The sequence below is a fragment of the Halorussus salinisoli genome (genome assembly GCA_005239435.1).
GTDB classification, from domain to species: Archaea; Halobacteriota; Halobacteria; order Halobacteriales; family Haladaptataceae; genus Halorussus; species Halorussus salinisoli.
In genome coordinates this window covers 435,626-455,246 of the sequence record SZNP01000004.1, presented here as the reverse complement: position 1 = coordinate 455,246, position 19,621 = coordinate 435,626, and the positions used below count along the sequence as shown (strand labels likewise).

Genomic DNA, 19,621 nt, shown 5'->3' with positions numbered 1-19,621 from the left:
ACGCCATGCCGATACTCGAAGTTCGGGACGTACACGCGGGATACGACCAGTTTCTGGTCTTGCAAGGCGTCGACCTCGAGGTAACGGAGGGACAGATCGTCTGCATCATCGGACCGAACGGCGCGGGCAAAAGCACGCTGTTCAAGACCCTGTTCGGCCTGCTTCGGCCTTCTCAGGGATCGATCGAGTTCCGCGGTGAGAGTATCGTCGGCTTGAGCCAGCGGGAGTTGCTCGACCGCGGCATCGCCTACATTCTCCAACGCAACGCCGTCTTTCCGGACATGACCGTCGAGGAGAACTTAGAGATGGGTGCGTTCACCGCAAACGACGATTTCGACGTGGACGCGAAGTTCGACGAGATGTACGACATCTTCCCGGTCCTCGAAGAGAAGCGCGACCACAAGGCCAGTACCCTCAGCGGGGGTCAGCAACAGATGGTCGAGTTCGCCCGCGGACTGATGCTCGACCCGGACCTCTTGTTGCTCGACGAACCGACCGCCGGACTCGCGCCGAAGATCATCGACGACGTGTTCGCCAAGGTCCGACAGATCAACGACCTGGGCGTGACGGTCCTGATGATCGAGCAGAACATCAAGACGGGACTGCAGTACGCCGACCACGCCTACGTCCTCGAGAACGGCCAGACGAAGTTCGACGGTCCGGCCGACACCATCCTCGACCGGCCGGAGATTCGCGAGGCCTACCTCAAAGAAGAAATCGACTGAGGGTCGCGCATGAGCGACTCGACTCCCGCGGGACTCCGGTACGCTCCGTACCTCGTCGCCGCCAGCGTGGGATGGGTCACGTTCGGCTACGCCGCGGTCCCGTCGCTGATCGTCGCGCGGTTCGACGCCGACCTCGTCTCCGTAGGCCTGCTGATGAGCGCCATCCTCTTCGCGTACGGGGTCGTCCAGATTCCGGCTGGCCGCTTCCTCGACGGATCCGGAACGACCCGGCCGCTGCTGGCCGGCACCGTCGTCCACGCACTCTTCGCCGTGGCGTTGGACCTCGTACCCACGTTCGAGGCGGTGCTCGCGCTGCGGTTCGTCTGGGGACTGGTCGGCGGGTTCCTGGTCGTCGCCGGAGCGACCCACGTCGCTCGGCTCTACTCGGGTGGCACGGCGACGCGGATGCAGGGCCTCTACGGCGGCGCACTCACCCTCGGGGGAGCAGCGGCGTTCGTCGCGGTTCCGGCCGTGACCGCTCGGACAGGCTGGTTCGGTGTACACGCCCTCGGCACGGTTCTCGCGGTACCTGCGGTCGTCGCCCTCACCTCGTCCGTGCGCGGACCGTCCAGTGGTCGGCTCGCTCCGAGACCGGTCACGAACGGCGATAGCGCGGTGCCTCTCCGCACCCTGTTCCGGGAGCCCTCCGTCGCACTCGCGGCGATCTGCTACGTGACGATACTCAGCTCCTACATAACTCTCTCGACGTTCGTCACGGCTTACTTCGAGGATATTGGAATTCTCGCATCGCTGAACGCGACCGTCCTAGCGCTGGCGGGCGTCGCACGGGCGGGCGGCGGCATCGGCGCCGAGCGGTGGGAGGTGGACGACGCCCGCGCTATCGCCGTGGCCGCTACTGGAGGGGCCGTCGGCTTCCTCGGTCTGACCGTGGCCGGACATCCGGTGCTCGTCGCCACCCTTCCGATGGCGACGATGGTGGCCGTCTCCGCCCCTTTCGGCGCGGTCTACAACGTGGCGGCCGACGCGGATGCCGGTGAGGGAGGTGCCCTCGGCGTCGTCCTCGCGGTCGGCAACCTCGCCGCCCTCGTCTTCCCGGCCGTCACGGGCGCGGTCAGGGAAGTGACCGGCGGCTACGGGGCCGCGTTTCTCCTGCTGGCGGCAGCCAACGGCGCCGCCGTCGGCGCTGCACTCGCGCTCCGACGGGTCTAGTCAAGAGAGTCGAGTGGGGCCGACTGTTTACGTTGGAAGTCGGAGAGTGCTACCGTTGCGGCGGCGCTAGCCTCGCCCGGTTCCTCGCGTGTTGACGGCTGTAACCGATAGACGAGAGGCGGTAGACAGGGCCGACCTTCAAGAAGGGATGGGGACGTGTACTTTCGAATCGTGTTTTGGGCCACGCAGACGCCGAAACTGTACCTCTACTGACGGAGCAGGCCGAGTGCCTCGGGGCTTGACTCCGAGGCGATTCACTCACGGATTCTCCTACGGCTCGGCGACCATCCGAAGCCGGAGGGATTTCGACAACTCACTCCCGGCGATAGAGCACTCACCAGATTTTACGCTGGCGGCAACGTCACCCCCAGTCCTGAAAACCATTTGATTAGAAACATTGATTGACAGGGTCGTGCTCATAGGTAACATGGAACAAGAGTGGGGGAGAATCTCGCTCGACGACACAGATTCGAATAGAGAGAAACCGGGAACGCGTTGGGAAGTTTCTCCGAAGCTCGATATCGATGCGTACAACTACAACATCGCTGTCCTGGAACCAAGCGAGCGACTCTCCGCGAACGCCTATCACTATCACGAAGAGCAAGCCGAACTGTTCCACGTCGTAGAACAGCGATGTCGAGTCGAAACCGACGGCGATTCGTTCGACCTCACCGCCGACGAACTGGTCTACTTCCAACCCGGCGTTCCGCACCTCCTACACAACCCCTTCGAGAAGTCCTGCAAACTGATCGGCGTCGGAAGCCCACCGGAAGGACGGTACCCGGTTCACCAAGTCGAGTCCTACGAAGACCTCCTCGCGGAACGCTATCCGAACGGGGAAACTACAGAACCGAGTACGGAGGTGGACTAATGCCAGACCGCATGCGGGCCGCACGCTATCACGAGCACGGCGAACCAGACGTTCTGGCGGTCGAAGAGGTCCCAAAGCCGACTCCGGACCGGGAAGAGGTACTCGTCGAGACCCGTGCCGCAGGAATCAACCCTATCGACACCTACGTGATGGCGGGGGACAGCACGCCAGCGGACGGACTCCCGGCAATCGCCGGGTCGGACCTCGCGGGTATCGTGGTCGACGTCGGGGAGGACGTGACGAAGTACGAACTCGGCGATTGGGTCTATGCGACTGCGCTCGGGATACACGATCAGGGATCCCTCGCCGAGTACGTCCCAGTACCGGTCGACATACTCGCACCCCTTCCCGAATCGGTGTCTTTTACCGACGGCGCTGCGGCCGCAATGGCGTTTGCAACTGCATGGCGGGGATTGATAACCCGAGGCGAACTGCGGCTCGGCGAGTCGTGTCTGATAGCGGGAGCTGCAGGCGGGGTCGGTCACGCGGGCGTACAGGTCGCCACAGAGGCGGGAGCTACGGTCATCGGCCTGGCACGGAAGGAGGGTACCGACGAATTCGTCCGCGAGCAGGGTGTAGATTCGGTCGTCGATTATCGGAGTGACGAACTGGCCGACGAAATCAGTGCGGCGGTAGGCGACGGGCTCGACGTGGCGTTGGAGACCCATGCCGACGCGAACTTGATTCCCGAAGTGGAAGCGGCCGCTCGTGGCGGACGAATCGTCGTCCTCGGCGAGGAGGGACCTATCGAAATCGATCCCGGCCTGTCGATGTCTGCTAAAAAGTCCGATCTCGACGTTCGATTCATGTCGATAGCCGCTTCACGCGACGACCACGCGTCGTTGTTAACCTCGGTCGCACCGCTGCTGGCCGAGGGGACCTTCATTCCCAGCATCGACAGCCAGTTCCCTCTGGACGAGGCGGTGGGGGCGTATCGACGGCTTTCGGAGTCCGGGGTTCGGGGTTGCGTGGTGGTTACGTTCGAGTGAGCGTGGCGAACGAGCGGTGAGTAATTACGTATGAATACGGGAGATGTTACGATTGCGGGCGTCGGAAACACGCCATTTACCGGTGGAACCGATTCGACACTCGTCGACCTCGCCGCCGCCGCAGCAACTGACGCGCTGTCGGACGCGGATATCGACGGTGACGAAGTGAATTCACTACACGTCGGAAACATGCTCGCCGAGTCGACGAACCGTCGAGCGGGCCTCGCGAACGCGCTCGCGTCAGCACTGGGACTGGAGGCAATTCGGGCTACTCGTATCGAAAACACGAGTGCGAGCGGGGCGAGCGCGGTCCATCACGGGGTAGAATCGATATCGAGCGGTCGGTCCGAGACGGCGCTGGTCGTCGGCGTCGAGCAGATGACTTCGAGGGGTGTCGCCGAAGTGACCGACGCCATCAGCCGACTGGTCCACGAGCGCGAGTACGAACAGGGATTGACGCTGCCGGCGTTCGCCGGACTGGCCGCAGACGCTTATTTGAATCGACACGGTGCGGACAGGGAATCACTCGCCCGCGTCGCGGTGAAGAACCACCGCAACGCTGTCGAGAACTCGATCGCCCAGTACCGCGAAACGGTCGCCGTCGAAGACGTGCTCGATTCACCTCTCGTCGCCTCTCCCCTCCGACTGTACGACTGCTGTCCGATGTCGAACGGTGCCGCGGCACTGGTGCTCGATTCGGACTGCGGTGACGTGGCCGTCACCGCGGTGGCGAGCGCGACTGGAACTCACGCGGTGGCCGAACGCCGTGACCCCCTCGAAGTCGAGAGCGTTCGGGTAGCAGGCAAGCGCGCGTTCGATGCCGCCGGATGCCGACCGAAATCGATAGACGTCGCCTGCGTCCACGATGCCTTCACCATCCTCGAATGGTTGGAGCTCGAGGAACTCGGTTTCTACGACAACGGGACCGCCTGGCGAGCGACGGTCGACGGCGAGACGGCCGTAGATGGAGCCCTCCCGGTCAATCCCGGTGGTGGACTCAAGGCTCGCGGCCATCCGCTCGGCGCGACAGGCGTCGCCCAGCTCGTCGAACTCGTCTGGCAACTCCGCGGCGACGTATCGCCATCACGACGCGTCGATGGGGCCCGTCGAGGTCTGGCGGTCAACGTTGCGGGGTTCGGAAACAACAGCGTCTGTACCGTACTCGAAACATGAACCGAACGAGCGCGACTGCGAACCCCGGCGAAGCGTTCCGCTGTGAGTCGTGTGACAGAAAATGGTATTACACGTGTCCGTTCTGTCCTAACTGTGGGAGTGAGGCAGTGACGACGTACTCGTTAGGTACCGGTGTATTGCTTGCGACGACCATCGTCCACGTGACGCCGGACGACGTTCGAGAACCGAACGAACTCGGCTTCGTGCGGTTCGACTCCGGTGTGCAGGCCATCGCACAGTTAGGCGACTCCGACCTCTCGGTCGGCGACCACGTGGTGTTCGCGGGCGAACACGTTCTCCGCTGTGAGGGGGGAGAATCCATCCGCGGACCGCGTCTCGTCGCAACCGAGGACCGAGAGCAGTAGGCGGGTGGTGGTTCGCTCTCGGCGCTAATCGTCGGTCCTAGCTCTGTCCGTCGACTCGTCACCGACTGCGGACACCTGTGATTCGCCCGTTCGCGCGACCGTCGAACCGTCGTGTCGGTCGAAGACGTATCCCGCAGTTCGATTTAGCTGGACGCCGACCCTCGTGTTCTCCTCTAACCGGGAGGTATCGTCTTCGACCACACGTAGTTCGCCGAGAGCAGTGTCTAGATAGCAAAGGTCATTTTCTCCCATTGGCTCGACAAGGTCTAGAATTGCCGTGAAATCGCCCTCCTTTGGAGAGGTGAGTGCCAACGCCTGCGGACGGAACCCCACTTCGATTCCCTCGTCGGAGCGCTGGTCCCAACTCGTTCGCTCCTTTCGCTCGGAGTGGGACGCCTCGTCTCGGATTGGAAGCCGTATCACGTCGTCGCCGATTTCGATTCGACACACTTCCTCGTCCACGTCGCGGTCGACCTCAGCTGGCCAGACGTTCATCTCCGGCATGCCGACGAACGTCGCTACGAACTTGTTGTTGGGGTGTTCGTACACCTCGTTCGGTGTTCCAAGCTGTTCAATCTCGCCGACGTTCATGACGGCAATCCAGTCCGAGAGCATCATCGCCTCCTCCTGACTGTGGGTGACGTACACGACGGTTTGGTCGGTCTCCTCGACGACCCGCTTCAGTTCCTTGCGCATCCGGACCTTCAGCTTCTCGTCGAGCCCCGTCATGGGTTCGTCCATCAAGAACGCGCGCGGTTGTCGGACGACTGCTCTGGCGATGGCGATGCGCTGGCGCTGGCCGCCCGACAGTTCGGCGGGGTACTTCTCGATAAGTTCCTCGACTTCGAGAATCGCCGCAACCTCGCGGGCTCGCTCGTACCTCTCGCCCTTCGGAACGCCCCGAACTTTCAACGGATAGGCGATGTTGTCGATGCACCGCATGTGCGGGTACAGCGCGATTTCCTGGAACACCATACTGATATCGCGTTCCTGGGCCAGTATGTCCGTCATCCGGTCGTCGTCGTAGTACACCTCCCCCGACGTGGGCGACTCGAGGCCCGCAATACACCGAAGCGTCGTAGTCTTCCCACACCCGGACGGCCCCAATAGCGTGAGGAAGTCGGTGTCCGGCACGGTGAGGTTGATATCGTCGACCGCGACTTCTTTTCCGCCTGGTACGTCGTACACCTTCCGCAAGTCCTCTACCGTTATCTCTGACATTGACATGCACCTCGTTGACGTAGTCGTTGCAGCACGGTCGCAGGGGACCGAGCGGTGTGGCGATGACGCGTCATCCCAGCCCTCCAACGCTGAATCCCCGGAGCAGGTAACTCTGCAGGAAGTAGACGAGCAGGAAGGCGGGCAACGCCATCATCACTGCCGCTCCCATTATCAATCCCCAGTGGACCGCCTGCTGTTCGATGAATCCGAGCATCCCGATGGGGAGCGTCTTCATCGGCTCCGCGGTCAGGATGAGGTTTGCAAAGGTGAAGTCGCTCCACGAAATCGCAAAGGAGAAGATCGCCACCGCGATAATGCCCGGCAACGCCATCGGAATGGCGACGTCGCGCAGCGCACGGAGCCTGCTCGCGCCATATATCCACGCGCTTTCCTCGTAGCTGATCGGCACCGTCTGGAAGAACTTCCACATGAGCCAGATGTCGAACGGCAGGGCGTGTGCCGTGTGGGCCAGGATGATACCCGGATAGCTGTTGAGCAGCTGCAGGTCCCGCCAGATCATGAACATCGGCAGACCGATGAGTAGCGGCGGGAACATGTACGAGAACAGCACTGACTGGGCCATCCGCTTTTTTCCCGGGAAGGAGAATCGGGTCAACGCGTATCCAGCGAGCGTGCTAGAGACGACGCTGAGTACCATCGTCCCGAGGGCGGCGACGATGCTGTTCCAGTAAAACCGGACGAACATCGTCTCGTTGAACAACTGCAGGAAGTTCTCGAACGTCGGATTACGTGGGATGAACCGATACGTGTTCGCGAACAGTTCCAGTTCCGGTTGAATCGACGCCTTCAGCATGACGTAGGTCGGGAACCCAACGACGACGACCGTCGTGACGACGAGCAACCGGAAGACCCATTTCGAGAGTTTGCGCTGGGTCTCGTGTGGAACCGTCCGGACGTAGTAGTCGATCACCCGTTCGAGTAGCGACTTGTTTTGGGTGTAGTCGGTCATTCGACGCGCACCTCCTGTTCGGGGTTGAACTTGACGAAGTAGACGAGAGCACCGATCACGAGGGTGAAGAAGAGCGTGGATGCGATTGCGAGTGCCTCTCCGAGCTGCCACTGATTGAACGCGACCTTGTACGCGTACACCGGCAACGTCGTGGTCGTAGAACTCGGCCCACCACGGGTCATGATCCAGATGATGTCGAACTTGTTGAACATCCAGATTCCCCGTAGCAAGACCACGAGGATGATCATCCCTTTCAGGTTCGGCAGTGTGATGTCGCGGAATCGCTGCCACGCGTTCGCTCCGTTGACTCTCGCGGCGTCGTAGTAGCCCTGCGGGATGGCTTCCAACCGAGCGAGCGTCATCATCACGACGAAGATAGACCACTTCCAGCTCGCGGCGACGATGAGCGAGTACATCGCGATGTCCGCGTTTCCGAGGTAGTTGATCGGCTCGTCGAAAATCCCGAGCTGCTGGGGCAACAGGTTCAGCACGCCGTAGTTGGGGTTCATCATCCACGAGAACACCAACCCGACGACGATGACCGGCACTAGGTACGGGAGCAACACAACGGCGCGGACGAACGCGTTGAACCGGAACGACCGCCGGAGGATGAGCGCGAATGCAATGCCGACGACTATCTGTAGCGCTACCGACCCGAATCCGAAGATAACGCTCTTGACGACTGCAGTCCAGTAGAACCCGTCCGCGGTGAAAATGTGGACGTAGTTCGAGAGACCGGTCCACTCCCAGACCGGATTGAACGCGTTAATCGAGAAGAGGCTCCCCGCCAGAGCCCACGCGATGGGGAAAACCGCGATGAAGACGAACAGCACCATGACCGGAAAGAGACTCCCGTATCCCAGCACGGTCTGGTTTTCGAGCAGGTCGTGGGCTCGTTCTCGAACGGTGTTGTACTGATCCTCTACGCCGAGATTTTCGACAATTCTGGATGTGACGCTCACGTTTTTTCCTCCTCTGAAAGAAAACGAACTTCCAACTATCCCTGTTGGAAGTTCTGGATGATGTTACGGGTCTGCTGTCCCGCAGTGTCGATTGCCTCGTCGATACCCATGTCGCCGTACAGATAGTTGAAGATCATATTGCCGAACACGCCCTCCGAGAAGACCGGCGACGCGAGAGCGTTGTTCGGATCCGTCTCCCCGACGAGCGTCTTCGCCGTGTTGACCATCTCGACGACGTCTTCGATGCGGATGTTGTCGTTCGGCCGCACCCACGTGTTGATGAACTCGTTGTCGAGGAACTGCTCGTCCTGGACAGCCTCCGGGAACGGCGGCAGGTTGTGCAGCGGCGCGATGTGGAGCAACTCGAACAGCGGTTCCGGCCGCGACATGAACCGGACGAACTCCCGGGCGGCCTCCTTGTTCTGGGACGGTTCGAACATGACCCAGCCCTCCGAGAACGCCTGATGGGTCTTTTCCTCGTTGTGCGGCGGGTGCATCAGCCCGGTGTCCTCCGCCACGGTCTCGTTGTTCGCGACCGCCTGCTGGAGCGGGCGCGCGCCGAAGTACTTGGTCTCGCTCACCTGCTCGCTCCAGTAGGACTCGATCTGTTCGTCGTAGGCGTACCCCCGTCCGTCGACGGAGTACTGGTTCGCCTCTTCGAGGTACTCTAGCACCTCCTGAGTCTTTTGCCTATTCTCCCCCTGATCCAACGCGACTTCGATGTTCCCCTGGTCGTTCCGCCGGAAGATCTGCCCGGCGTTTTGGAACATGTAGTCGATGTAAAACTCGGTACTCATCAGCGACTCGCCAGCCGGAATGACGTGTGCCCGACGGTCTTCCTTCTGATCGGTCTGCTCGAGCGCCGTCATGAAGTCGTCCCACGTTATCTCACTGGGCGTCATCCCCGCGTGTTCGTCCCACGTGGAGACTCGATACCAGTCCATCGTCATGTTGACCCAGATCGGGACGACGTACTGGTTGCCCTGCAGTTGGAAGAGGAAGTCGTTGTTGAACTCGTAGCCGTACTCGTTCTGCATCCAATCCGCTTCGGCACTCAGGTCCGCCAACACCCCCTGAAGCGCGAGACCGCCGCCCTTCTCGGGTGCCGTCGTCGTGAGCTCCGGCGGATTACCGGCCTGTAGCAGTTGAGAAATCCGCGAGGATTGACTCGATCCAACGCCGACGAACTCAAGCCGGACTCCGTGGCCCGTTTCGTCCGTGAACCGTTGAGCCCACTTGTTGTAGTAGTCCTTGAACGGCGTACTGTTCTCCGCGGAGAGGAAGTGGACCTGCTCTTGCTGCCCTTCGATGTCGTATATCTCTCCGGTTTCCGTGGTTCGGTGCGTCACTCGACGCAGTTTCGCTCCCGCGTTACCGACTAGTCCGGCCCCCATCGTTGCGGCACCCGTGTGCCGCAAAAAGCGTCGTCTTGTTTGCCCCATGGTAACACACACTAGGGGAAATGCGAGGCCCTATTATAATTTTTTACCATTGACTACGTAGCGTCGAGACAAAATTGGAGTTGAGCACGTGAATATTGAAATCCAGACGAAGCCGTACCCGAAGTTCGATGTCGAAGACCTAACAGAGTGACGGCACCGAATACTTTTGTTCAACGAAGTATCGTTTAACTCTGAGCCGAAGCCACGTCGGACGTCTCAAATATGAACGCTGATGACCGACCCATCGTGGGATTCACCATGCTCGCCCACGCGATGTTCCACGTATACGAACTATCGATACCAGTCTTCGTTACGGTCTGGTTGGACGTCTTTCCCACCTCGGAGGCAACGCTGGGCGTTGTCGTCGGCATCGGATACGCACTCATCGGAGTCGGAGCGCTACCGAGTGGAGTCCTCGCGGACACGTACGGGTCGAAGAGTCTCGTTCTCGTCTCGATGGCAGGGATGGGCGGAGGATTCGTACTCGTAAGTCTGGCACCGAACGTCGTAGTCCTCACGCTCGCGTTGATGGTCTGGGGTGCCGGAGCGAGCCTATATCACCCCGCCGGGCTTTCGCTACTCAGCAGGGGAGCCGAGAATCGCGGAACGGCGTTGGCCTATCACGGAGCCGCGGGTAACGTCGGTACCGTTCTGGGACCACTCACGGCGGCGCTCCTACTCGCTTTCTTTGAGTGGCGGGTCGTCGCAGTTCTCTTCGTCGCTCCGGCAGTAGTTGGGACGCTCGTAGCCTTCGGCCTCGACTTCGAGGAGGTCACCGAGAGCGATGCGAATCAGTCCCCGGAGGACGACAGTGGTATCAGTTCTCTCGGCGAGTTTCTCACCGATTCGAGGTCTCTGTTTACCCGTAGTTTCGCCATAGTCTTCGCTATCGTTTTGCTATACGGATTGTACTATCGTGGCGTGCTTACCTTTCTCCCGGAGATTCTCGGCGATCTCGTGATTTTCGAATCGTTCACCCTCTTCGGTAGGACGGTCACGCCGAGTCGATACATCTACTCTGGCCTGCTGGTCGTAGGCGTGTTTGGCCAGTACACCGGCGGGAAAATCAGTGACCGCGTCGAGACCGAACACGCTCTCATCGTCACGTTTGGAGCACTACTCGTTGCCGCGGGTGTCTTCGTCCCCGCGTCGGAGGCTGGCGCGCTCCCGCTTTTGACGGTGTGCGCCCTGCTCGGCTTCTTCGTTTACGTGGCCGCACCGGTCTATCAGACGAAGATTGCCGAGTCTGTAGCGTCCGACACACACGGTCTTTCCTACGGTTTCACGTACCTCGGAATGTTTGGTATCGGTGCAATGGGGGCCGCCGCCGCCGGCACAATCCTCACCTACGCCAGCACCGACACACTGTTCCTCGGACTGGCGACCCTCGCGGCGGTAGCGGCGCTTCTAAGTGTACTTCTCAGAACGAAAGAGTTCGTACCGTGAGACAAAAGATGTCTCGAACTCGTCGAGATAACTCAAAGGAGGATTCTTTCTATTCCGGTATCAAGGGGCCAGTCAACATTTTATTCATATACAGATTGACGACCGCCGGACAGTGACTCCGAGAACGTATTCCGACTGCGGACGGCGGCCTCCATTTCGCAATCTTCGGAAGCGCCAGTTTCCAGAACCGCCTGATGAATTGTATCCAGCGTGACGACCGACAAGTTACCCTGTTTCTGTTCGGAACCGCATGATACATTCGCACCACACGTCGATTCACATCACGAACTGAACACCCAACGACGGTCAGCCACGAAGGATTCCGACAAAGCCGGCCTTTCCTTCCCATGCAAGCACGATGATGTATGAATAGTTGCAATAGCAGTTACAGTTCGACGATGAGGCTACCAGCCTCGGTAACAGTGGCCCTTGTCTCCGGCGGGACAACGGCGGTAGACCCGCTCTCCTCGAGGACGGCCGGCCCCTCGACGACGTCGCCTGTCGACAGCGCGGTCCGGTCGTAGATGTCGGTCTCGACGTACCCCGCGTCCGGGAAGTACACCTCCCGGTCGCCCCGATGAGCGTCGCCCTCGTCGGCGGCGATTTCGTCTCGGAGGTCCGGAGTCGGGACCGTCGCGTTGGCGCGCAAGGTGACGAACTCGACGGGTTCGTCGCGCATCGCGTGTCCGTAGCGGCTGGCATGGGTCTCGTGAAACGACTCGACGATCGATTCCAGCGCCGACGCGTCGATCTCGCCGTCCGGGACGGCGACGGTGAGTTCGTAGGATTGCCCCGCGTAGCGGGCGTCGACAGCTCGCTCGACGTCGGCGTCGTCCGCGTCGTGTCCCTGCCCCCGGACGCGTTCCAGCAGGGCCGCCTCCAGATCAGCGAGGTGGTCCGCGAGGACATCGGCGTCTGGGGCCTCTCGGGCATACGCCTGGGCCTCGTCGATGCGGACGTCGGCCACGAGGAGACCGCGCGCGGACAGCACGCCGGGGTTCCGCGGGACGACGACGGAGTTCATGTCCATCTCCCTTGCGACGCGTGGCGCCTGGAGCGGGCCAGCTCCGCCGAACGCGACGAGGGCGAACTCGCCAGGGTCGTTGCCCCGCTCGACGGTCACGCGGCGAATCTCCCGCGCGAGGCTGGCGTTGGCGACCTCGGCGACGCTGAGTGCGGCCTCCTCGACCGAGAGGTCCAACGGCTCGGCGACGGCCTCGGCGAACCGGTCGCGGGTTCGTTCGACGGCGAGGTCCATCTCGCCGTCAAGGAAGTAGTCGGGATTGATGCGGCCGAGCAGGAGATTGGCGTCGGTCAGCGTCGGGTCGGTTCCGCCGCGGTCGTAGCATACGGGTCCGGGGTCGGCGCCCGCGCTCCGGGGGCCGACCCGCAGGCCGCCGCCTTCGTCGATCCAGGCGATGCTTCCCCCACCGGCGCCGACCGTGTTGACGTCGATCATCGGCGTTTTCACCGGCAGGTCGTCGATCTCGCCCTCGGTCGAGCGCACGAGTTCGCCGTCGCGGACGATACTGACGTCTGCGCTGGTACCGCCCATGTCCATCCCCACGGCGTTCTCGAAGCCCTCGTCAGCACCGACCTCGCGTGCGGCGACAGCGCCTGCCGCCGGGCCCGATAGCACCGTCCGAATGGCGTTCTCGGTCGCCTGCTCCGTCGAGAAGACGCCGCCGCCCGAGTGCATCACGTTCAGCGGTGCGTCGATGTCTCGCTCCGCGATGCCCTCGTCCAATTTGCTGAAATATTCCTCGACGGTCGTCTTGATAGCCTCGTTGAGGACCGTCGTGATAGTCCGGTCGTACTCGCGAATCTCGGGATGGACCGCCGAAGAGAGCGCGTAGTCGAGTCCCGCCTCCGCGAGGATGTCGCCGACGCGCTCCTCGTGTTCGCCGTCGAGGTAGGAGAACAGCATCGAGACGACGACTGACTCGACGCCCTCGTCGGACAGGTCAGCGGCGACCTCCCGTGCGCGTTCTTCGTCGAGCGAGTCGACGACCTCACCCGAGGAGTCGATGCGGCCGGGGACCTCGCGTCGAAGGTACCGCGGGACGAGCGCAGGCGGTTTCTCGGTCTGAAGGTTGTACAGTTCCGGCCTGGTCTGGTCACCGATCTCGAGCACGTCACGCAGTCCTTCGTTGGTCACGAGACCGATGTCGGGGATTTCGCCTTCCAGCACCGCGTTGGTGCCGACGGTGGTGCCGTGGCTCAGGAACTCGACGGCCCCGCCTTCGGTCTCCGTCCGGTCGAGTATCTTGTCGATACCCGTCAGCACGCCACGGTCGAACTCCGGCGGCGTCGAGGGCGTCTTCGTGATGGTGACCGCTCCAGTGTCGGTATCGTAGAGGACGACGTCGGTGAACGTACCGCCGGTGTCGACGCCGAGGCGCACACTCATCGCCGCTCACCCCCGTCGGTCGCGTCGCCTTCGGTCATCTCCGTCGCGTCGCTCCCGGCCAGTTCTGCTCGTCGTTCGCGGGTGGCCTCTTCGTCGACTTCGCGAGCCTCCAAGTCGACGACGACACCGTATTCCTCGCGGGCAGCTTCGACGGCCACCTTCCCGTTCACGACGTCTTCGAGGACCTTCTGGGGGTCGCGCTCGGTCGGGTCGCCGTATCCGCCACCGCCGGGAGTCTGCACGCTGGCGACGTCGCCCGGCCCGAGGGTCGTCGTGGACTTGGAACTAACTGGCACGGGGTCGTCGCTCTCCGGGTTGATGACGTAGTTTGCGGGTCGTGCGCTGTGGCCGCCGAACAGCCCCCAGGGTGCAGATTTCGCCCGATCGGTCAGCGCCGAGAACGTCGCGTCTTCGCCGTAGAACTCCATGTCACGGCGCACGCCGAGGCCGCCGCGAGTCCGACCGGCACCCGCTGAATCCTGGATGAGTTCGTACCGGCGGACGTACAGCGGGACCTCCGTCTCCAGCTCCTCGATGGGACTGTTGGCCGTGTTCTGGAAGTGCGTCTGGACGGCCTCCATGCCGTCTTTCTCCTTTCGAGCGCCGTAGCCGCCCGCGACCGTCTCGTAGTAGACGTACCGCTCGTCGTCCCGTGGGTCGTGGCCGCCGTACGCCAGATTGCAGACGATTCCCTTCGTGGCCGCGATGGTCTCGTCGGGCAGGGCGTCGGCCATCGCCTTGGTGACGAGATCGCCCGTCCGCATCGCGATCTCCCACCCGGCCGCGACCGGACGATTGTCGGTCGGATTGACCATCGTCCCCTCGGGGGTGATGGTCTCGAACGGGCGGTAGAACCCGTCGTTCTTGGGCAGGTCCTCGCCGAGCAGGGCCATGATGACCGCCATCGCGCCCGCGAACGCCATCGCCGGGGTACAGTTCAGGGGGCCGCGGTTCTGGGATGCCGTCCCGGTGAAGTCGATGGTCATCTCGTCGCCGTCGACCGTTAGAGTCAGGTGGAGTAGGACTGGCTCGTCGACGACGCCGTCGCCGTCCATGTGGTCCTCGGCTTCGTAGGTGCCGTCCGGGAGGTCCTCGATGGCCGAGCGCACCCGCCGTTCTGTGTAGTCCAGCAGTTCGTCGAGGTAGGTCACGACGGTGTCTTGGCCGTACTCGCCGAACAGGTCGGCGTAGCGGCGCTCGCCGATGTGGTTAGCGGCGAGTTGGGCGCGGTAGTCGCCCACGCGCATGTCCGCTCCACGGACGTTGCGCGTCACCAGACTCAGCATTTCCTCGTCGTATTCCCAGTCGCGGACGGCCTTGACGCCGGGCATGATGAGTCCCTCAGCGAACAGTTCGGTGCTGTCGTTGGGGATGCCGCCCGGCGTCGACCCGCCGATATCCACGTGGTGGGCGGAGTTCGCCGCGTAGCCGACGATTTCACCGTCGCGGCTCAGCGGTGAAATGAGCATCACGTCGGGGAGGTGTACGGCCCCCTGGTAGGGGTCGTTGACGAGGATGCCGTCCCCCGGTTCGAGGTCGCCTGCACGCTCGCGGACGTTTCGCGGGACGACCGAGACCATCGACCCGACGTGCTGGGGAGCGACGTCGTGTTGGGCGACGTGCCGAAGGTCGGTATCGAAGATGGCACAGGTGTGGTCCCGCCGGATCTTGATGTTCGTCGAGTAGGCCGTCCGCTGGAGCGTGACCCCCATCTCCTCGACGACGCTCTTCAGGGAGTGGCGGAATATCTCCAGGTCCCCGGGTGAAACCATACACACTCCAGCATATCCGACGTCATAAAGATACGGCCCGCTCTTTTAGACGTGAACGACCGACCGTGTGCAATGCAGAGCGTAGGTTTAGCGATTCGACTCGATTCTTTTGGGCACTCTTCAGTATGGCACGAGAGAACCCATTAATTATTAATAATAGTTATCGTCTTGGGAGTCGACGTTACAGATTGCGGTAGGAGACCCAAATGCGACAATCAACAGACGAACTGCCGGTCAGAATCGACACTCCGGACGCGGTGGCTCGCCAGCAGACGGACTTCGGCGACGCAACCGACTACGGCACACTTGGTGCAGAACGCTTCACGCTCACAGCGGGCACGGACATCACGGCCTTGTTAGAAGGGTTAGAGGACGACCTGTGTCAATCTCCCCATTGGGGCTACCTGATGGAAGGGGCACTGACGGTCACGTTTGCGGACGGCACGACAGAAGCAGACAAGACTGGAGATGTGTTCTATTGGCCGCCGGGACACACCGTCCGGGCAGACGAAGATTCGGATTTCGTCCTCTTCAGCCCCCAACACGAACACGGAGAAGTCCTCGACCACATTCGGACTAAACTGGATGAGATGGCGTAGGTGAAACCGATAGTTTTCCCTTCGGCTTGGGAACACCCTCGTAATTCGCACCACGCATTCTCGTCTCGACTACCGTCAGTACCGAAGGGTTTCGACAGAGACGTTAGTTCTTGCTTCTGACCGTCCGTGTCTCCGAACCGGCAGTCGCCGACCTAGATGTAGAATCGTCGAGACGGGTGGTCTATCCCGGCGGGTCGCTAATGGTGATGGTGATGCTGACTACTTCCCCCGCGCGAGAACTGTCCGGTGAACGCCCGCTGGACGACTTCCGGGAGCGCGGGGTGGACGTGGACCGATTCCCGGATGTCCTGCACGGTCCCCGACCCGGCTTTCATCGCCACTACGACCTCCTGAATCAGCGTCGAGGCGTCCGGACCGACGATGTGACACCCCAGAATCTCGCCCTCCAAATCGATGAGCACCTTCACGAACCCCTCGGCGTGCATCGCGTCGCCGCGGGCGGTGTCCTCGTAGCGGTAGGTGTTCGTCGCGTACTCGCGGTCGGCCGTCCGCAACGCTTCCTCGTGCGCGCCGACCCCCGCGACCTCGGGCGACCCGAACACCGCGAACGGAATCGCGGTGTAGTCTATCGGTCGGACTTCGTCACCGAAGACGTTCCGCGCGACGGTCTGGGCCTCGTGGTTGGCGTTGTGTTTCAGGAGGTACTCGCCGACGATGTCCCCGAGCGCCCACACGCCGTCGGCGGTCGTCCGAAGGAACTCGTCGGTCTCGACGAACCCGTCGGCGTCGGTTTCCACCCCTGCGGCCTCCAAGTTCAGCGTGTCTGAGTTCGGCGTCCGTCCCGTCGCGACCAGCAGTTCGTCTCCGGTGACGCTCACGGAGTCGCCGGGGTCCCCGCCCTGTTCGTCCGGCGGATACGTTCGCGCGTCCACGGTGAATCCTCCGCCAGACTCGGACGCGGTGACCGCTTCGTAGCCGGTGTACACGTCGAACCGCTCGGCGTAGCGCTCGGTGAACGCCTCCGCGACCTCCTCGTCGGCGGACGGGAGCAAGTGGGGCCGTCGGCCGATGATGGTCACGTCACTTCCGAACGTCCCGAAGAAGTGGCCCAGTTCCGCCGCGATGTATCCCCCGCCGACGATGACCAGGTGGTCCGGCGGCTCCTCCAGTTGGAGCGCCTGCTTGCTGGTGAGGTAGTCGACGTCCTCGATACCCTCGATGGGCGCGGTCCACGGCCGGGACCCGGCGGCGATGAGAACCGTGTCCGCTCGGAGGCGAGCACCGTCGTCCTCACCGCCCGCGACCTCGACCGTCCGCTCGTCCACGAAGCGCGCCTCGCCGTCGAACAGTTCGTGTTGGGGCGACGACTCCAACCCGTTGCGGATGGACGCCGCGTCACCGTGAACGTCCTCGTTGACCTTCCGGACGATGTCGGCGAACGCGACGTCAGTCACTTCCGCCGAGATATCGAACTCCTCGGCGCGCTCGACCGTTTCGACGATGTCTGCGTGGTATAACAGCATCTTCGACGGGATGCAACCGCGGTTCAGACACGTCCCGCCGAGTCGTCCCTTTTCCACGACGGCCACGGACTGGCCCCGATTCGCCGCCACGTTCGCCACGTCCAGGCCGGACCCCGACCCGATGACGAGAAAGTCGAACTCCTCCATGTTCTCCAATCAGGCGCGCGTGAGTGATGAAAGCTATCGCCGCGCCCGTCCTCGCCGGTACGTACTGAAAAACAGCGTCCAAAAGAATGCATCCGGTCCAAAGATGCCCTGCCGCGCGAGTACAGGCAATCGTCGAGACAGCAAACGTCCGGTGTTGTTCTATCTTGGTAGTACAGTAATCTATCCCGTGGCGTCTCACTCGGTATCGAGGAGGAACGAACTCAGTTCTTCCCGGTACGCCTCCGGACGGTCCTCCATCACCCAGTGTGTGGCGTCGTCCAGTCCGGTTAGTTCCGCGTCCCCAATATCGTCTCGGAGGCGTTCGGCGTACTCGATCGACTGGAACTCGTCGTCGACACCCCACAGCAGGAGCGTCTCAGCGGTTACCGCCTCGGGTTCGATTTCCGTGGTGTGGTTCGTGTTCGTCGCGATAGCGTTCCGGACGAGCGAAACGAGGCCCTCCTCGGACCGCCACGGCGTCGTCATCCCTTCCAAGAACCCCTCTCGGGGCTCGTCGCGAGACAGTGTTTCCGTGAACGTATCGTCGAGCATCTGCTGCAACTCCTCGACGCTCGTCTCTTCCACCGTATCCGGAAGACCGAGGTCCGTGATAAGCGGAATGGGCCACGAGTCGTAGGCGACGGAGTTCGACAGCACGAGTCGATCGACGGCATCCGGGTTATGTACGGCGTATCGAAGCAAGACACCGCCACCGAGGTCGTGGCCGACAAGCGACACCGTGTCTAAATCGAGTGCGTGAATCAGCTCGTCGATCATTACTTCCTGCGCGCGGATCGACCGATCGAAGCCGTCGTACATCGACGAGTTCCCGTAGCCGATCATATCCGGTACGATCGCCCGACGCTCTTCGGTGATCGGTTGACTCACGTCTCGCCACAAGAACGAGTTCGTCGGAATGCCGTGCAGAAACAGTACGGGGTCTCCCGATCCTTCGTCGTAGTAGGCGACGTCAAGATCGTGTCCATCGACCGATACCGTTTCAGCCTCTTGTGCCGCGGACCACTCGTCGTAGTTCACTCTTGTGTCCCCCATTGTGTCTCGTGGTCGCACCGGCAAACACCTACTGGCTACGGCCGTCGCCTCTCACTGACTCCGTTTTAATCGAATATTTCTCCGGTAAGAACCCTCTCGCGACTAACCTGGTACCGTCTCGAATTCCGAAGAAGTGGAGCCTCGGATACAGAACGGGAGTTAAGGGTTCCTCGACGGCTCAATCGTCGTCCGCGAGCGACTGCGAACGACCGTCCGGCCGATAGAGCGGGCCGTCCCAGCTTTCGTAGCCGCCCTCCATACTCGTGACCGTCGCGTCGTCGGCGTAGGCGTCGATGAGACGCGCCGCCTGTTGGGACGTCTGTCCGACGTAACAGGCGACGACGACCTCGTCGCTCCAGTCCCGCTCGTCGACGACGTCTTCGAGGTCGTCTAACGGGATGTTCTCCGCACCGGGTATGTGTCCTTCCTCGAAGTCGTCCGCGTCCCTGATGTCGATAACGTCGGCAGTCTCGGGGTCGACGTCGTCGGGGTCGGTCTCTGCGACGGTCATTGCTTCCAGAGGTAGATTCGATAGAGACCGTTTCCGCTGCGCCACACCTTCGCCTCGGCCGCGTCGCCGACCGCTCGCGGAACGTTCTCGGTCGACGGGACGTGGTCGGTCTCCTGCACGAGCAACTCGCCCTCGTCCAACTGTTGAACCGCCTTCTTCGCCTCGACCTGGGGATACGGACAGACCTCGCCGGTCATGTCCTGTACCTCTGCAGCGTCTTCGACCAGTTGCGTCGCCGTTTCGTCGTCCAGTTCGTCCGGGCTGTCAGTCACGTCGTCTAGTGATGGTCCGCTCATGATTGTTGTGAATTC

The 19,621-nt window shown here is 62.1% G+C and carries 18 protein-coding genes; 8 read left to right on the top strand and 10 right to left on the bottom strand.

The annotated features are described in order from the left end of the window. Positions 1–5 precede the first annotated feature (5 nt). The 6 genes from E2484_RS13440 (at position 6) to E2484_RS13415 (ending at position 5,293) form a co-directional block, all read left to right on the top strand. Entirely contained in the window at positions 6–725 is a 720-nt protein-coding gene (locus E2484_RS13440; protein WP_137285713.1) for an ABC transporter ATP-binding protein, read from the top strand. Positions 726–734: 9 nt separating this feature from the next. After that, positions 735–1,895, top strand: a complete 1,161-nt coding sequence (locus E2484_RS13435; RefSeq protein ID WP_137285712.1) for an MFS transporter — start codon at positions 735–737, stop codon at positions 1,893–1,895. Positions 1,896–2,322: 427 nt separating this feature from the next. After that, positions 2,323–2,766, top strand: coding sequence for a cupin domain-containing protein (locus E2484_RS13430; RefSeq protein ID WP_137285711.1), 444 nt, complete (start codon positions 2,323–2,325; stop codon positions 2,764–2,766). Continuing rightward, positions 2,766–3,755: an NADPH:quinone reductase gene (locus tag E2484_RS13425; RefSeq protein WP_137285710.1), complete on the top strand. Its 990-nt coding sequence runs from the start codon at positions 2,766–2,768 to the stop codon at positions 3,753–3,755. The genes E2484_RS13430 and E2484_RS13425 overlap by 1 nt, the downstream gene beginning before the upstream one ends. A gap of 30 nt (positions 3,756–3,785) precedes the next feature. Next, entirely contained in the window at positions 3,786–4,928 is a 1,143-nt protein-coding gene (locus tag E2484_RS13420; protein ID WP_137285709.1) for a thiolase C-terminal domain-containing protein, read from the top strand. A gap of 107 nt (positions 4,929–5,035) precedes the next feature. Then, positions 5,036–5,293, top strand: coding sequence for an OB-fold domain-containing protein (locus tag E2484_RS13415; protein WP_137285708.1), 258 nt, complete (start codon positions 5,036–5,038; stop codon positions 5,291–5,293). Between the two features lie 24 nt (positions 5,294–5,317). Here E2484_RS13415 and E2484_RS13410 read toward each other — a convergent pair whose 3' ends face one another. The 4 genes from E2484_RS13410 to E2484_RS13395 all read right to left on the bottom strand — a co-directional run bounded on the left by E2484_RS13410 (position 5,318) and on the right by E2484_RS13395 (position 9,795). Then, positions 5,318–6,514: an ABC transporter ATP-binding protein gene (locus E2484_RS13410; RefSeq protein ID WP_170977346.1), complete on the bottom strand. Its 1,197-nt coding sequence runs from the start codon at positions 6,512–6,514 to the stop codon at positions 5,318–5,320. Between the two features lie 70 nt (positions 6,515–6,584). After that, on the bottom strand, positions 6,585–7,484 hold the full coding sequence (locus E2484_RS13405; RefSeq protein ID WP_137285706.1) for a carbohydrate ABC transporter permease: 900 nt from the start codon (positions 7,482–7,484) through the stop codon (positions 6,585–6,587). Then, positions 7,481–8,446, bottom strand: coding sequence for a carbohydrate ABC transporter permease (locus E2484_RS13400; RefSeq protein WP_137285705.1), 966 nt, complete (start codon positions 8,444–8,446; stop codon positions 7,481–7,483). Before E2484_RS13400 ends, E2484_RS13405 begins: the two co-directional genes overlap by 4 nt. A 35-nt stretch (positions 8,447–8,481) precedes the next feature. After that, complete coding sequence (locus tag E2484_RS13395; protein ID WP_170977345.1) at positions 8,482–9,795, bottom strand: extracellular solute-binding protein; 1,314 nt, start codon at positions 9,793–9,795, stop codon at positions 8,482–8,484. Between the two features lie 315 nt (positions 9,796–10,110). On the opposite strand from E2484_RS13395, the gene E2484_RS13390 reads away from it, so the two are divergent. Continuing rightward, positions 10,111–11,334: an MFS transporter gene (locus E2484_RS13390; protein WP_137285703.1), complete on the top strand. Its 1,224-nt coding sequence runs from the start codon at positions 10,111–10,113 to the stop codon at positions 11,332–11,334. A gap of 385 nt (positions 11,335–11,719) precedes the next feature. Here E2484_RS13390 and E2484_RS13385 read toward each other — a convergent pair whose 3' ends face one another. Both E2484_RS13385 and E2484_RS13380 read right to left on the bottom strand, forming a co-directional pair. Beyond that, positions 11,720–13,744, bottom strand: a complete 2,025-nt coding sequence (locus tag E2484_RS13385) for a hydantoinase/oxoprolinase family protein (RefSeq protein WP_137285702.1) — start codon at positions 13,742–13,744, stop codon at positions 11,720–11,722. Continuing rightward, positions 13,741–15,516, bottom strand: a complete 1,776-nt coding sequence (locus E2484_RS13380; RefSeq protein ID WP_137285701.1) for a hydantoinase B/oxoprolinase family protein — start codon at positions 15,514–15,516, stop codon at positions 13,741–13,743. The genes E2484_RS13385 and E2484_RS13380 overlap by 4 nt, the downstream gene beginning before the upstream one ends. A gap of 206 nt (positions 15,517–15,722) precedes the next feature. Here E2484_RS13380 and E2484_RS13375 point away from each other — a divergent pair, with 206 nt between their 5' ends. Continuing rightward, positions 15,723–16,115, top strand: a complete 393-nt coding sequence (locus E2484_RS13375) for a cupin domain-containing protein (RefSeq protein ID WP_137285700.1) — start codon at positions 15,723–15,725, stop codon at positions 16,113–16,115. Positions 16,116–16,312: 197 nt separating this feature from the next. Here E2484_RS13375 and E2484_RS13370 read toward each other — a convergent pair whose 3' ends face one another. From E2484_RS13370 to E2484_RS13355, 4 genes are all read right to left on the bottom strand, one after another. Next, entirely contained in the window at positions 16,313–17,746 is a 1,434-nt protein-coding gene (locus E2484_RS13370) for a dihydrolipoyl dehydrogenase (protein WP_137285699.1), read from the bottom strand. A 195-nt stretch (positions 17,747–17,941) separates the two neighbouring features. After that, positions 17,942–18,784 (bottom strand): alpha/beta fold hydrolase, encoded by an 843-nt coding sequence (locus E2484_RS13365; protein WP_137285945.1) that lies wholly within the window; start codon positions 18,782–18,784, stop codon positions 17,942–17,944. Between the two features lie 193 nt (positions 18,785–18,977). Continuing rightward, positions 18,978–19,310 carry a rhodanese-like domain-containing protein gene (locus tag E2484_RS13360; protein WP_137285698.1) on the bottom strand — a complete coding sequence of 111 codons (333 nt, stop codon included), beginning with the start codon at positions 19,308–19,310 and terminating at the stop codon, positions 18,978–18,980. Next, positions 19,307–19,606 (bottom strand): sulfurtransferase TusA family protein, encoded by a 300-nt coding sequence (locus tag E2484_RS13355; RefSeq protein WP_137285697.1) that lies wholly within the window; start codon positions 19,604–19,606, stop codon positions 19,307–19,309. The genes E2484_RS13360 and E2484_RS13355 overlap by 4 nt, the downstream gene beginning before the upstream one ends. Positions 19,607–19,621 lie beyond the last annotated feature (15 nt).

Coding starts and splice junctions, on each gene's coding strand:
- E2484_RS13440 (WP_137285713.1), top strand. CDS start 6: ATGCCGATACTCGAAGTTCGGGACGTACACGCGGGATACGACCAGTTT.
- E2484_RS13435 (WP_137285712.1), top strand. CDS start 735: ATGAGCGACTCGACTCCCGCGGGACTCCGGTACGCTCCGTACCTCGTC.
- E2484_RS13430 (WP_137285711.1), top strand. CDS start 2,323: ATGGAACAAGAGTGGGGGAGAATCTCGCTCGACGACACAGATTCGAAT.
- E2484_RS13425 (WP_137285710.1), top strand. CDS start 2,766: ATGCCAGACCGCATGCGGGCCGCACGCTATCACGAGCACGGCGAACCA.
- E2484_RS13420 (WP_137285709.1), top strand. CDS start 3,786: ATGAATACGGGAGATGTTACGATTGCGGGCGTCGGAAACACGCCATTT.
- E2484_RS13410 (WP_170977346.1), bottom strand. CDS start 6,514: ATGTCAGAGATAACGGTAGAGGACTTGCGGAAGGTGTACGACGTACCA.
- E2484_RS13405 (WP_137285706.1), bottom strand. CDS start 7,484: ATGACCGACTACACCCAAAACAAGTCGCTACTCGAACGGGTGATCGAC.
- E2484_RS13390 (WP_137285703.1), top strand. CDS start 10,111: ATGAACGCTGATGACCGACCCATCGTGGGATTCACCATGCTCGCCCAC.
- E2484_RS13385 (WP_137285702.1), bottom strand. CDS start 13,744: ATGAGTGTGCGCCTCGGCGTCGACACCGGCGGTACGTTCACCGACGTC.
- E2484_RS13380 (WP_137285701.1), bottom strand. CDS start 15,516: ATGGTTTCACCCGGGGACCTGGAGATATTCCGCCACTCCCTGAAGAGC.
- E2484_RS13375 (WP_137285700.1), top strand. CDS start 15,723: ATGCGACAATCAACAGACGAACTGCCGGTCAGAATCGACACTCCGGAC.
- E2484_RS13370 (WP_137285699.1), bottom strand. CDS start 17,746: ATGGAGGAGTTCGACTTTCTCGTCATCGGGTCGGGGTCCGGCCTGGAC.
- E2484_RS13360 (WP_137285698.1), bottom strand. CDS start 19,310: ATGACCGTCGCAGAGACCGACCCCGACGACGTCGACCCCGAGACTGCC.
- E2484_RS13355 (WP_137285697.1), bottom strand. CDS start 19,606: ATGAGCGGACCATCACTAGACGACGTGACTGACAGCCCGGACGAACTG.